At 64.6% G+C, this 12,632-nt stretch carries 12 protein-coding genes; 8 read left to right on the forward strand and 4 right to left on the reverse strand.

From position 1 onward, the window contains the following. Positions 1 to 130: 130 nt before the first annotated feature. Complete coding sequence (locus V7E26_RS17580) at positions 131 to 1,363, reverse strand: cytochrome P450 (protein WP_324418280.1); 1,233 nt, start codon at positions 1,361 to 1,363, stop codon at positions 131 to 133. 109 nt (positions 1,364 to 1,472) lie between these two features. Here V7E26_RS17580 and V7E26_RS17585 point away from each other — a divergent pair, with 109 nt between their 5' ends. Further along, entirely contained in the window at positions 1,473 to 2,084 is a 612-nt protein-coding gene (locus V7E26_RS17585) for a TetR/AcrR family transcriptional regulator (protein WP_324418282.1), read from the forward strand. An 89-nt stretch (positions 2,085 to 2,173) separates the two neighbouring features. Next, positions 2,174 to 3,175 (forward strand): M23 family metallopeptidase, encoded by a 1,002-nt coding sequence (locus tag V7E26_RS17590; RefSeq protein ID WP_324418284.1) that lies wholly within the window; start codon positions 2,174 to 2,176, stop codon positions 3,173 to 3,175. Between the two features lie 4 nt (positions 3,176 to 3,179). On the opposite strand, the gene V7E26_RS17595 is transcribed toward V7E26_RS17590, so the two are convergent. The 3 genes from V7E26_RS17595 to V7E26_RS17605 all read right to left on the reverse strand — a co-directional run bounded on the left by V7E26_RS17595 (position 3,180) and on the right by V7E26_RS17605 (position 7,687). Then, a complete protein-coding gene (locus tag V7E26_RS17595; protein WP_324418301.1) occupies positions 3,180 to 4,481 on the reverse strand; it encodes an MFS transporter in 1,302 nt (433 codons plus the stop codon). Between the two features lie 76 nt (positions 4,482 to 4,557). Then, positions 4,558 to 5,535 (reverse strand): NAD(P)-dependent oxidoreductase, encoded by a 978-nt coding sequence (locus V7E26_RS17600; protein ID WP_324418286.1) that lies wholly within the window; start codon positions 5,533 to 5,535, stop codon positions 4,558 to 4,560. 106 nt (positions 5,536 to 5,641) lie between these two features. Beyond that, positions 5,642 to 7,687, reverse strand: a complete 2,046-nt coding sequence (locus tag V7E26_RS17605; RefSeq protein WP_324418288.1) for an adenylate/guanylate cyclase domain-containing protein — start codon at positions 7,685 to 7,687, stop codon at positions 5,642 to 5,644. A gap of 199 nt (positions 7,688 to 7,886) precedes the next feature. Here V7E26_RS17605 and V7E26_RS17610 point away from each other — a divergent pair, with 199 nt between their 5' ends. The 6 genes from V7E26_RS17610 to V7E26_RS17635 form a co-directional block, all read left to right on the forward strand. Next, entirely contained in the window at positions 7,887 to 8,618 is a 732-nt protein-coding gene (locus V7E26_RS17610; protein WP_324418290.1) for a cytochrome c biogenesis CcdA family protein, read from the forward strand. Positions 8,619 to 8,743: 125 nt separating this feature from the next. Then, the gene (locus V7E26_RS17615; RefSeq protein ID WP_324418293.1) at positions 8,744 to 9,208 is read left to right on the forward strand and encodes a DoxX family protein; all 465 of its coding nucleotides are present in this window, start codon (positions 8,744 to 8,746) and stop codon (positions 9,206 to 9,208) included. Between the two features lie 106 nt (positions 9,209 to 9,314). Beyond that, positions 9,315 to 11,099, forward strand: a complete 1,785-nt coding sequence (locus V7E26_RS17620) for a thioredoxin domain-containing protein (protein WP_324418295.1) — start codon at positions 9,315 to 9,317, stop codon at positions 11,097 to 11,099. A 331-nt stretch (positions 11,100 to 11,430) separates the two neighbouring features. Continuing rightward, positions 11,431 to 11,694, forward strand: coding sequence for a BufA2 family periplasmic bufferin-type metallophore (gene bufA2 / locus V7E26_RS17625; protein ID WP_324418297.1), 264 nt, complete (start codon positions 11,431 to 11,433; stop codon positions 11,692 to 11,694). A 195-nt stretch (positions 11,695 to 11,889) separates the two neighbouring features. Beyond that, positions 11,890 to 12,147 carry a BufA2 family periplasmic bufferin-type metallophore gene (gene bufA2, locus V7E26_RS17630; protein ID WP_324418299.1) on the forward strand — a complete coding sequence of 86 codons (258 nt, stop codon included), beginning with the start codon at positions 11,890 to 11,892 and terminating at the stop codon, positions 12,145 to 12,147. Between the two features lie 165 nt (positions 12,148 to 12,312). Continuing rightward, positions 12,313 to 12,632, forward strand: a 320-nt coding sequence (locus V7E26_RS17635) for a DUF692 domain-containing protein (RefSeq protein ID WP_324418303.1), incomplete at its 3' end; no start/stop codon positions are given.

The following is a 12,632-nucleotide window of genomic DNA, read 5'->3' on the forward strand; positions in this document are numbered from 1 at the left end:
CGCCGGAACCGGCCCCGGAGCAGCCCGGAATATAGAGACAAGTTCGACGAAGTCACAGCTTCAACCCGACAGAAGCCCCAACCGGCTCGAACGAGCCGGGGAAAACCATGCCGGTGGAATTGTCAGGCCTTCACCAGCTTGCCGGCAGCCTCTTGAGGCCGCGCAACACGAAGGTCGGCCGCCATTCCGCGTTGACAGCGTCATCCAGCCGCAGGTCCGGGATCCGCCGCAGCAGGGTCGAGATCGCGATCTCGGCCTCGATCCGCGCCAGTTGGGCGCCGAGGCAGAAATGAATGCCGCCGCCAAATGACAAAGGCTTCACATTGGGCCGGGTGATGTCCAGCCGCTCGGGGTGATCGGGATAGATCGCGGGGTCGTGATTGGCCGAGCCGAGCAGGCACAGCACGCTCTCGCCCTTCGGGATGCGCCTGCCGCCGAGATCGTCGATGTCCTCCAGCGCCACCCGGCCGGTCATCTGGACCGAGGAATCGTAGCGCAGGAATTCCTCGACCGCGTTGGTGATCAGCTCCGGCTTCGCCTTGAGCAGCGCGAGCTGGTCGGGGTTGCGGTAGAGCGCCAGCAGGCCGTTGCCGATCAGATTGACGGTGGTCTCATGGCCCGCGCCGAACAGCAGGATGATGTTGGCGGTCAGCTCCTCGTTGGTGAGCTTGCTGCCGTTCTCTTCCGCCTGCACCAGTTGCGTGGTCAGGTCATCGCCGGGGGTCTTGCGCCTGAGTTCGAACAATTGCTGGAAATACATCGCCGCCATCGCATTGCCGGCGTTGCCCTGCCTGATCTCCTCCGGCGACAGCGGCACCGGATCGAGAAGCCGTCCGCCGTCGCGCGAGCCGGCATAGAACGCCTCGCGATGCTCCTCGGGGATGCCGAGCATGTCGCAGATGATGGTGACCGGAAGGCGGAACGCGAAATCCTCGATCAGGTCCATCCTGCCTTGCGGGATGATGCGGTCGAGCGTCTCGTCGACGATCTGCTGGATGCGCGGGCGCATGTCCTCGACCCGGCGCGCGGTGAAGGCCTTCACCACCAGGCCGCGCAGCCTCGTGTGGTCCGGCGGGTCCTGCTGCAGCATCCAGTGGCTCATGCTGCGGAACACCGGCTCTTCCATGATCTTCGGGCCGTAGCGGCGGATGGTGCGCTCGACATAATCCTTGCCGAACCGCTTGTCGCGCAGCACGAGGCTCGCCTCGGCGTGGCGGCTGCAGACATACATCCCGAGCGGCGTCAGGTGCACCGGATCGACGGCGCGCATCCGCTCATAATGCGGATAGGGATCGCGGATGAATTCCGGGTCCAGCGGATTGAAGAGCGGCGCGCTGCCGGCCGTCTGAACATGCTCGTTCATGGTGACCTCTACTGATTGGCGCGCCGTTCAGCGCGTTTTCTCCCGGGGCGGATCGATCAAAACTCGATACATTGTTGTATTGAGTTGCATTCTCGCCTAAACTGGCCGGATGTCAAGGCTACGAACCAGACCGACAAGGGACGACACCCGCGACAAGCTGTTCGAGGCGGCGGCGCGCGTGTTCGAGGAACAGGGCATCGGCAGCGCCAGCATCGAGGCGATCGCGGCCTCGGCCGGCTTCACGCGCGGCGCGTTCTATTCGAACTTCAAGAGCAAGGACGAACTGATCATCGCCATGCTCGAGGATCACGTCGAGCAATCGATCGGGCGGATTCGCGACCTGCTCGAGCGGCACAACAGCCTTGCCGATTTCATCGATGCGCTGAAGAGCATGCATCGCAGCGCGCAGGATCCGCTCGGCCGCTCCCCGCTGCTCCACATGGAAATGATCCTGTTCGTGGCGCGCGCCGAAAAGCGCCGTCCTGAACTCGCCAAGCGGCTGCGCGCCCGGCGCAAGCTCGTCACCGACATCATCGAGACCACGGCGAGGAATGGCGGCCGGACCACCATCCTCGACCCGACATGGGCCGGAGCGCTGGTGCTGGCGCTGGAGGACGGTTTTCGCCTGCACCGCCTGATCGATCCCGAGACCACGCCACCGGACAGCTTTTTCCGTGCCATCGGCGATCTGCAGCGAACGATGGGAATCGCCACGACGTGAAGCTGATGTCACGGTCGTGACACAATGCCGGGATCGGAGTTTAGACACATTCTGCGAGCCAAGCTTGGGTATTGTTGGGCTGCAATCGGATGGCGCGCCTGAAACACCTGATCCTGATTTTGCTGTGGCTGTGCGGTGCGGTCGGCGCCGGGGCGGAGGAAGTCATTTCGCTCGCGCTGCCGATCAGGTGTCAGGTGGGCGTGAGTTGCTTCGTTCAGAACTATGTCGACGCCGACACCTCCGACAAGGTCCGCGACTACAACTGCGGCCGGCGCAGCTATGACGGCCACGACGGCACCGACATCCGGATCCGGAATCAGGAAATACAGAAGCAGGGGATCGAGGTGCTCGCCGCCGCGCCCGGCCGCGTCATCGGGACGCGCGACGACATGGACGACGTCTCGGTCAGGACGGTTGGCAAGACCGCCATCGCCGGCAAGGAGTGCGGCAACGGCGCGCTCATCGAGCATGGCAACGCTTGGGCCACGCAGTATTGCCATTTGGCCAAAGGCAGCGTCCGCCTCAAGGTTGGCGACGCCGTGACGACGGGGCAGCCGATCGGCCTCGTCGGCCTGTCCGGCGACACCGAATTTTTTCATCTGCACTTCACCGTGCGCTATCGCGGCAAGGCCGTTGACCCCTTTGCGTACGGTGCCGCGGAAAATTCCTGCGGCGGCGGCCGATCGCTCTGGGCCACATCCCTTGCCGAGCAGATGCAATACAGGCCGCGCGAGATCATCGACTTCGGCTTTGCCGGCATCGCGCCCACGATGGAGCAGATCGAATCCGGAGAGATCGACAAGCATCCGGTGACGCAGGCGTCCGATGCGCTCGTCGCCTATGTCAGGACCATCGGCCTGCAGGCCGGCGATCAGCAATCGCTCGCGGTGCAAGGTCCTGCGGGCGCTTCCGTCGCCGCCGCCAACCTTCCCGCGCTCGATCGTGACAAGGCGCAGTTTCTCGTACATGCCGGAAGGAAGCGCGGCGAGGCAGCGTGGCCGGCGGGCCGCTATGTCGCGACCTATCGCGTCACGAGGGACGGCGCGGAAGTGCTGCGAAAGACGTTCGACATCGAAGTGCGTCCGCGATGAGCGGCTAACCCTTGCCGGTGATGCCCTGCGCGCTGGGCATTCGTCCGGCAACCGCCCTCACCTTGCCGGGCGAGGCCTGCCAGATCGCGACCGCCGACAGGATGCTGACGGCAACGCCGATCGCAAAAGCTATCGTGTAGCTGCCCGTGAGGTCGAACAGCCAGCCGGTGGCCCAGGGGCCGGCCGCACCGCCCGCCAGGGCGGCCAGCATGATGGTGCCAAAGATGGCGCCGTAATGCTTGCCCTGAAAGATCTCCAGAACGATCGGACCCATCACCGCCGTCAGCCCATAGCCGAGCGCGCCCTGCGTGAAGATCATGAGATAGACCAGCGGCAACACCGGCGCGAATTTCAGCGCGACCAGCGCGGCGAAGCAGATCGCGAAGCCGGCGCAGCTGATCGCCCAGATCCATTCGCGCCCGATCCGGTCGGAGAGATGTCCGAGCCAGATCTGGCCGGGAATACCCAACAGGCCGACGACGCCGAGCGCCCACACCGCGACGTTGGCGCTGAAGCCGACGTCGAGCAGGAATTTGGTCTGGTGCACCTGCACCGCGTACCAGACATAGAGGCCGCAGAAGTAGCCGAGCGAGATCCACCAGAAGCGCGCGGTGCGCAGCGCGCGGGCCAGCGTCCAGTCGGTATTGGCCCAGACGGGATCGACGACGTTCGAGCGCGAGGCGGCCGATGTCGCCGACGGCGCCGCGTCGCCATCGGGCAGCAGGCCGATATCCTCGGGGCGCTTGCGCAGCAGGAGATTGATCGGCGCCAGCACGGCGAACACCAGAACGCCCATCGCGGTGCAGGCGGTGCGCCAGCCGGTCCCTTCGATCATGTGCTGCACCCATGGCAGCAGGGTCACCGAGCCGATGCCGACGCCGGCAAAGGCAAGGCCGATGGCCAGCCCGCGGCGGCGGATGAACCAGTTCGGCAGAAAGAACGACTGGCCGGAATAGCCGAGGCACACACTGCCGGCGCCGACCAATACGCCGATGGTGAGATAGAGATGCCAGGGCTGCGTCGTCAGCGGCGCAAGCAGGAGGCCGCCGCCCATCAGCGCGACGCCAAGCTCCATCACCGCGCGCGGCCCGAGGCGGTCCATCATGCGGCCAATCAGCGGACTGGCGACGCCTGAAGCCACGAAACCGAACGAAAACGCCCCCGCGGTGACGCCGCGATCCCAGCCGAACTCGCCGATGATGGGCGGATAGAACAGCGAGAACGCGGTGCGCGCATTGACGCCGATCGCCATGGTGACAAACGTCACCGCAACGATCAGCCAGCCGTAGAAGAAGGGAAGACGCATCACCGCATTACCGTTTCGAGCCGCGCTGTTGCGGGTCGTCCTGACAACAGGACGCTGGCATCCACGGTTTCGGAGGTCAAGGACGGCGCTTCCAATCATCGGCGTTGACCGCGCCGACCGGGATTTCACCCGTGATAATCTTCTCCACCTGCCGCACCGTCTCCAGCGCCTGGCTCTCGATCGCCGGCGGCGTCAAGCCGCCGATGTGGGGCGTCGCGATGACGTTGGGGAGCCTCGCGAGTTCGGGCGACGGCATCTGGTCGCGTGCGCGGCCGACATCCATGGCGGCGCCGGCGATGCGGTTTTCGCGCAACGCTGCCGCCAATGCCGCCTCGTCGACCAGGTTGCCGCGCGACAGGTTGATGAAGAAGGCATGGCGCTGCATGCGCGCCAGCGCCACCTGCCCGATCAGGTTTTCGGTCTCTTCGTTGGCGACCGCAAGACAGACGACATAATCGGCGCGCGCCAGCAGATCGTCGAGCGGGACATGCCCGATACCGGCGTCGCTCACGGTCGCGTAGGGATCGGCGACCAGGACCTCCATGCCCAGCGCCTTGGCGATGGCGGCGAGGTAACGGCCGATGCTGCCGTAGCCGATGATGCCGAGCCGGCTGCCGGCGAGTTGCCGGCCCATGATGATGTCAGCCTTTTGCCCGGCATGATAGTCGGCGGTGGCGCGCGAGACACCGCGCGACAGGTCGACCATGAAGCCGAGCGCGAGTTCGACAACCGACTGGACGAAGCCCGGTCCGGCCCGCGTCACCAGCACGCCGGCGGCCGACGCGGCGCCGACATCGACGTTGCGGATATCGACCGCGCAGCGGACGAAGGCGCGAAGGGCCGGCAGCGCCGGGAATATCTCGGCCGGTCCCGCAGTGAGGCGATCGGCGACGATGATATCGACCTCGCGCGCCGCCGCGATCAGGCCCGCGGCGTCGAGCGCATCGTTCGCGTCATGCAGCCTCACCTCCGCGAGCGCCTGCAGGCCGCCGAGGGCGCGCGCGCCGTAATACTGGGCGCGGGATTGCGGCGTATGGGTCAGCAGTATTTTCAACGCTCAAGGCCTTCCCGATTCAGAGACCGGCACGTTCGGCGTGGCCGGCGGGCACATCTATGGCCAAGCCGTCGCAGCATGCAAGGCGGCCGGCAATCTCATTGCCCTACTTGCTCCGCGCGATGGTTGTACCATCCCAGTCTTCGCCGGCGGGATTTTCGAGCTGCTGACGACAACGCTCGATCATCGCCGATGACGCCGCATCCTGTTTGCGGATTTCGCGCGCCCGCTCGAAGGCGCCGATCGCGGCCGTAAGATCCCGCGCGCGCCAGGCGGCAAGCCCGGCTTCATATGAGGCCACCCAGTCGCGTGTATCGTCGATCTCGCCGGCCATGCCGAGCAATTCATAGATCTGCAGCCCGCCGGCGCGGCCATAGACCGCGAGCCGGTCGAGTTCGCGCACCACGATGCGCTCGCCGGCAAGCCGGCGCGTTTCGGGACCGATGATGATGGTGGAGCCGTAGGCCTTGTTGGTGCTCTCGAGCCGGCTTGCAATGTTCACGGCGTCACCGATCACGGTGTAGTTCAGCCGCACCTCCGATCCAATATTGCCGACCAGCATGTCGCCGGAATTGATGCCGATGCGGATCCCGACGGAATGGCCGTGGTCGTCGATGAGGCCCGCCTCTTCCACCGCACGCCGGCATGCCAGCGCGGCGCGGCAGCAATCGATTGCATGATCGGGATTCGGCGACGGCGCGCCCCAGAACGCCATCACGGCATCGCCGATGAACTTGTCGATCGTGCCGTTCTGGCTCTGGATCGCTGCCGAGACGCAGTCGAAATATTTCGACAGCAGCGGAATGATGCGGTGGCCGAGCCGCTCCGACATGCCGGTGAAGCCGGCGAGATCGATGAACATCACGCTCATCGGCCGCACCGCGCCGCCGAGCCGCGCGCCATTGCCGTCGCTGATCAGCCGCTTCACGAGGTCGGCGGGAATGTATTTCCGGAACGCCGCCAGCCCCTGCGCCATGTCGCCGATCGCGCCGGAAAGATTTTGGATTTCGGCCAGCCGCGATGGATGCCGCTGCACCTTGTCGAGATCGAAGCGCTCGACATGTCTTATCTCGTTCACCACCTTGATCAGGGGAGCCGCGATCAGGCGCTGGGCGAGCCAGGCCGACAACAAGCCGGCGAAGACGATCAGGATGGCCAGACCGATCAGCAGGTTCCGGATCGTCATCCGCACCGGTCCGAGAAATTCCGATTCCGGCACCACCGTCACCAGCGACCAGCCCGGAAACGAGATCGGCGTGATGACGGCCTGATAGGCCTTGCCGTCGCGCGTCACTGTCGTATTGAACGGCTGTCCTTCGCCGGGCTCGTAGGCGCTGCCGGCATTTCGGATCGCATCGACGGCGACCGGAAACAGCGGATGATCGGTCTTCAGTTCCATCTGCTCGCTGGCATCGGGATCGGGCGAGGCCACCACCTTGCCATCCCGCTCCAGGATGAAGGCGCCGGCTGATTTTCCGACGGTGAGCTGCGACAGGAAGTTCGAGACGCGGGTCAGTTCGATGATGATGGCGACGACCCCGGCCGGCTTGCCGTCGATGGCGATCGGCGCCGAAAATGCCGCCGCCAGTCGTTCACCGCGCGGATGCACAGTCAGCGTCGACCAGTATTCGTCATTGGTCTCGCGGGCGACCCGAAACCATTCCTGCTCGGTCACGGCATAGTCGGTCTCTTCGGACCAACTGGCCTTGAGCCTGAGATCGTTGCCGACGAATTCGTAGCTGTTGATGCGCAGGGTGCGGTCAGGCGTGATCTCGAGCATTTCAATGACGTTGTTGCCGAGCTTGTGCCCGGCATAGAACGATCCGTCCGGCCACCCGAACGCCACCCAGGAAATCGTCGGCTGCGACAGCAATTGCGAGCGGAACACGATTTCGCGCTTTCGGGCGTCGCGCGGATCGAACACTTTTTCGGCGAGCAGCGTCCGCACCGCCAGCATCGACGAGCGCGCCTCCGACGTCACCGACTGCAATTCGTCGCCGACCGCCGACACGATCTGGTCGTTGATGGTGTTGGCCAGCGTCTGGCTGACCTGCTGGGCGGTACGCCACCACAGCAGATGCACGCCGACGGCGCTGACGACGATCGACGTCAGCACGAGGGCGGAAATCGCGGTACGAATGCCGAGGCGCATGCAAGGTCCCAGAATGGCGGGCTGATAGCCGCTATACGGGACCATACCAGCCCATGTTTCGCCCGCGAGGCCGATTTGGCCGCCTGGACACGGCTCTGTGACCGCAGTTGAGCCGCAATGGCGACGAAACTTATCGATTGGCTGTTCCGTACAAGGCAGGAGGGCGCTATGCCTTGCGGTAATTCTCGAAGGTCATGCAATGAACGATGTTTCCATCCCGGCGGCCCTGATTGCCGGTCTCGTCAGCTTCCTGTCTCCCTGCGTCCTGCCCCTGGTGCCGCCTTACCTGGTCTACCTCACCGGCGCGACCATCGAGCATGTCGCCAATGACGAGACGACGGAGACTTCCAAGCGCGCGGTGATGACCTCGGCGCTGATGTTCGTGCTTGGCTTTTCCACGGTTTTCGTGGCGCTCGGCGCCAGCGCCTCCCTGATCGGCGGCTTGATTCGCGCCTGGTCGGCGCAACTCTCGATCCTGGCCGGCATCATCATCATCATCATGGGCCTGCATTTCCTCGGCCTGACCCGGATCAGCCTGTTGATGCGCGAGGGACGGATGCCGATGCCGAAACCGGTCGGCCTGTGGGGCGCCTACGCGATGGGGCTCGCCTTCGCCTTCGGCTGGACCCCGTGCATCGGTCCGATCCTTGCGGCGATCCTGTCGATCGCAGCCGCCGAAGCCACCGTCGCCAAGGGCGCGGGCCTGCTCGCGGTCTATTCCGCAGGGCTCGGAATTCCCTTCCTGCTGGCCGCCTTGATGATCGAGCAGTTCTCCTCGCTGTTCGCGCGGATGAAGCGGCATTTGAGCAAGGTCGAGCATGCCATGGGCGTCCTGATGGTGATCACCGGCATCGGCTTCCTGACCGGGGCCGTCTCCAATGTCAGTATCTGGCTATTGGAGACCTTTCCGGCCCTGCAAAATATCGGCTAGGGCCCCGTAACAAGCACACCGGTTATTGCGAAGCTGGAATCAGAGCCAGATTGCCGCGAGGCGGGCGCGGTGCGCGTTCGCGCGCATGCGGCCTCGCGAGTTCAAATACTTGAAGGGGAGTTCGCATGCATTTCATCATCAATCTTCTCATCCTGCTGCCTGCGCGGATCGCCTCGCATTTCTCCTGGGCGGGGCCTTTGATCATGCGGCTCGTGGCCGGCTACACCTTCATGCAGGCCGGCTGGGGCAAGCTGAATAATCTGGCGCAAGTCACGGAAAACTTTATCGGTTGGGGGATTCCATTTCCCGGGATACTCACCCCCTTCGTGTCGTCAGTCGAATTCTTCGGCGGCATCATGCTGATGCTCGGCCTGTTCACGCGGATCCCCGCCGCGATGCTGGCCGTGGTCATGCTCGTCGCCATCAGGTCGGCGAAATGGGGCGACGTCGATTCCGTGGAAACGCTGCTCGGCTTCGAGGAGGCGACCTATTTCGCCGGCTTCATGTGGCTCGCGATCGCAGGCCCCGGCGCCGCGTCGCTGGACCGGCTGCTGCTGAATGCCGGCGGTCATGCCAAGGCTTCCACCTGACCGAAGGGGTTATCCGACTCACAATGCCGTGACATCAGCGGAAGGCTGAGCCCGCAGCCGGTCACCCCCGTAGCTGAAGAGGACGCCATCTTCCGGGGAAGCCGCCATGACATTCGTTCGTATCGCCGCGCTTGCGCTCGCCACCCTTGCCGCCTCGCCAGCGCTGGCTGCGGACGGTCCCAAATGGAGCGGCTGGGGCGATGACCTGTTCGCCCGCGCGCAGGCCGAACAGCGCTTCGTCATCCTCGATCTCGAGGCCGTGTGGTGCCACTGGTGCCACGTCATGGAGAAGACGACCTACGCCGATCCCAAGGTTCGCGAATTGCTCGCGGAAAAATACCTGCCGGTTCGCGTCGACCAGGACGCCAATCCCGATCTGTCGAGCCGCTATGGCGATTGGGGCTGGCCCGCGACCATCGTGTTCGGCCCCGATGGCACCGAGATCGCGAAGATCCGGGGATATATCGAGCCGGAGCGGATGCAGGCGCTGCTCAAGGCGATCATCGACGATCCCTCGCCCGGACCGTCGGTCGGCGAAGCCTTTGAGGTGAAGCCGTCGACCTCGGCCTTCCTCGACAAGCCGCAGCGCGCCGCGCTCAACAGGAATGTCGACGAATCCTACGAGGAAAAGCTCGGCGGCTGGGGCGAGAACCAGAAATTCATCGACGCCGACAGCATGGATCTGGCGATCTCCCGCGCCGAAGCCGGGGACGCCACCGCGATCAGGCGCGCCCGGCAGACGCTCGATGCCGCGATCGCGCTGATCGATCCGGTCTGGGGCGGCGTCTACCAATATTCCGAAGGCGGCTCCTGGACGCGCGTGCATTTCGAAAAGATCATGTCGTTCCAGGCACAGTATCTGCGGCAATACAGCCAGGCCTATGCGCTGTGGAAAGACCCGAAATATCTCGCGGCCGCGCGCAGCATCGAACGCTATCTCGCGGAATTCCTGACCGCTCCCGACGGCGCGTTCTATGTCAGCCAGGATGCCGATCTCGACCACGATACCGACGGGCACACATATTATGCGCTGCCGGACGGCGAGCGGCGCAAGCTCGGCATGCCACGCATCGACAAGAACCTCTACGCCCGCGAGAACGGCTGGGCGATCTCCGCCCTTGCGGCCTATTACAACGTCAGCAACGATCCGAAGGCGCTGGCGATCGCCGAACGCGCCGCGACATGGGTGATCGACAACCGCGCGCTGCCCGATGGCGGCTTCCGCCACGGCGAGAAGGATCGTGGCGGTCCGTTCCTCGGCGACACCTTGGCGATGGGTCAGGCCTTCGTCGATCTCTATGCCGCAAGCGGAAACCGCGACTGGCTCGCCAGGGCCGCCAAGGCCGGCGATTTCGTCGCGACCTTTCGCGACAAGGCCGGCGGCTTCATCACCTCGAAGACCGCGGAAGGCAAGACCGGCGTGCTTGCCAAGCCCGCCAAGCTGCTTGACGACCAGGTGCAGGTCAGCCGTTTCATGAACCTGCTCAACCGCTACTTCGGCAACGAGACCTATCGCGAGCAGGCCGCGCATGCGATGCGCTATCTCGCCAGCGCTGCGGCCAGCATGATGCGTCCCCTGCCGGGCGTGCTGCTCGCCGACGAAGAACTCGCGGTCGAGCCGACCCACATCACCATCGTCGGGCACAAGGATGACGCCCGCGCCAGGACGCTGCACGCGCTCGGCCGCGCGCTGCCGGCCCGCTACAAGCGGCTGGAATGGCTCGACCTGCGCGAGGGCAAGCTGCCCAACCCCGACGTCGAATATCCCGACCTCGGCGAGCCCGCGGCCTTTGCCTGCAGCAACCGCATCTGTTCGTTCCCCTCGTTCAATGCCGAGGAACTTCGGGCAACGGTCGCGCAGATGGCGAAGCTGAAGCCTGGACGTGGATAGGCGGGGCGAGGTTTTCATTGTGCGCCGCAACGAGGCGCTCGCGCGCAACGGTCAGCGCGGGGCGCAACGAAATACTGTCGCGCCGCGGGGGTTGGACCTGGATGGGATATCCAACCGCAAAAAAAGAAAATTTTCTTTCGAAACTTTGTAACCAAATCGCCCGATGCCCCGTAGCTGGTTTTCGGATGCGCACTCGGTCGCAAAACCTGCCGTTTACGGCAAGCCGTCCCGACCGGCCGCCATCCTTCACTTCGCTTGTGGGGGTCCGTGATCGAACGATCAGGAGATGCTCGCAACGTCCTGTCTTCAAACAATGATCGAGGAGATCGTCATGAAGCTGAATTCCAAATCCGGTGCGACGCTCGCCGCTGCCGCGGCCACCCTGTTCCTTGCCGGTTCGGTGGTATCGACGGTGTCGACGCCCGCGAACGCCGCCCAGGGCAAGTGCATGGCCGGCAACGCCTGCAAGGGCCAGAGCGCCTGCAAGGGCTCTGCCAATGCCTGCAAGGGCCAGAACGCCTGCAAGGGTCAGGGCTTCTCGATGTCTTCCGAAAAACAGTGCGCCGCCATGGGCGCCAAGTTCGTCAAGGGTTGATCGGCGGATCAGGGTCCCCGGGGGTTCGGCGATGCCGGGCCCCCGTTGTTTCGGGGCCGGCGCTCAAAATAAAGTTGGCGTCGCCTGTAACTTGATCCGAACCCGCTGCGTAGTTTTCTCCGGGTGCCGTTTGTCGGCTGGATTTGTCGCTGCTTATGGGCGGTGCACCCTCTCAACTTCCTTTGGAGGATACCAATGAAGATGACATCCAAGTCCGGCGCCGCCCTGGCCGCCGCCGCTGCCACCCTGTTCCTGGCCGGCACCACCGCGTCGACGGTGACCTACGCAGCCGGCGAAGGCAAATGCATCGGCGTCAATGCCTGCAAGGGCCAGAGCGCATGCAAGGGCGGCGCAAACGCCTGCAAGGGCCAGAACGCCTGCAAGGGTCAGGGCTTCTCGGCCTTGACCAAGGAAAAGTGCGACGCCGCCAAGGGCAAGTATCAGCCGTCCTGAGCCGCGGGAACGAGGCCCGGTGTAGGCCGGGCCTTGCATCCATGCTAGGTTGTCGGGATAATTTGGCAGGGCCTTCCGGTTTGGCGGCCTTTGAGTGGAGACGAGATGAACGTCGCGAGCAGAATGCCTGATAGCTCGGCGTCCCCGCTTGCGGCGCATTCGGCGATGTCGGCCAGGCCTCCGTTCCTTGGCTTCGGTCTCGGCCTGCGTCACCAGCACTATGATGAGATCCTGAACGGCCAGCCGCCCATCGACTGGTTCGAGGTCATCAGCGAGAACTACATGCTGCCCGGCGGCCAGCCGCTGCGCACGCTCGATCGGATCCGCGAACGCTATCCCGTGGTGATGCACGGCGTCTCGATGTCGATCGCCTCCACCGCGCCGCCGAACTTCGAATATCTGCAGGCCCTGAAGGATCTCGCCCGGCGCGTCGAGCCGAAATGGGTCTCCGACCATCTGTGCTGGACCGGCGTGCACGGCAAGAA

This window comes from Bradyrhizobium sp., assembly GCF_036735945.1.
Taxonomy (GTDB): Bacteria; Pseudomonadota; Alphaproteobacteria; order Rhizobiales; family Xanthobacteraceae; genus Bradyrhizobium.

Coding starts and splice junctions, on each gene's coding strand:
- V7E26_RS17580 (WP_324418280.1), bottom strand. CDS start 1,363: ATGAACGAGCATGTTCAGACGGCCGGCAGCGCGCCGCTCTTCAATCCG.
- V7E26_RS17585 (WP_324418282.1), top strand. CDS start 1,473: ATGTCAAGGCTACGAACCAGACCGACAAGGGACGACACCCGCGACAAG.
- V7E26_RS17605 (WP_324418288.1), bottom strand. CDS start 7,687: ATGCGCCTCGGCATTCGTACCGCGATTTCCGCCCTCGTGCTGACGTCG.
- V7E26_RS17590 (WP_324418284.1), top strand. CDS start 2,174: ATGGCGCGCCTGAAACACCTGATCCTGATTTTGCTGTGGCTGTGCGGT.
- bufA2 (WP_324418299.1), top strand. CDS start 11,890: ATGAAGATGACATCCAAGTCCGGCGCCGCCCTGGCCGCCGCCGCTGCC.
- V7E26_RS17595 (WP_324418301.1), bottom strand. CDS start 4,481: ATGCGTCTTCCCTTCTTCTACGGCTGGCTGATCGTTGCGGTGACGTTT.
- bufA2 (WP_324418297.1), top strand. CDS start 11,431: ATGAAGCTGAATTCCAAATCCGGTGCGACGCTCGCCGCTGCCGCGGCC.
- V7E26_RS17615 (WP_324418293.1), top strand. CDS start 8,744: ATGCATTTCATCATCAATCTTCTCATCCTGCTGCCTGCGCGGATCGCC.
- V7E26_RS17610 (WP_324418290.1), top strand. CDS start 7,887: ATGAACGATGTTTCCATCCCGGCGGCCCTGATTGCCGGTCTCGTCAGC.
- V7E26_RS17620 (WP_324418295.1), top strand. CDS start 9,315: ATGACATTCGTTCGTATCGCCGCGCTTGCGCTCGCCACCCTTGCCGCC.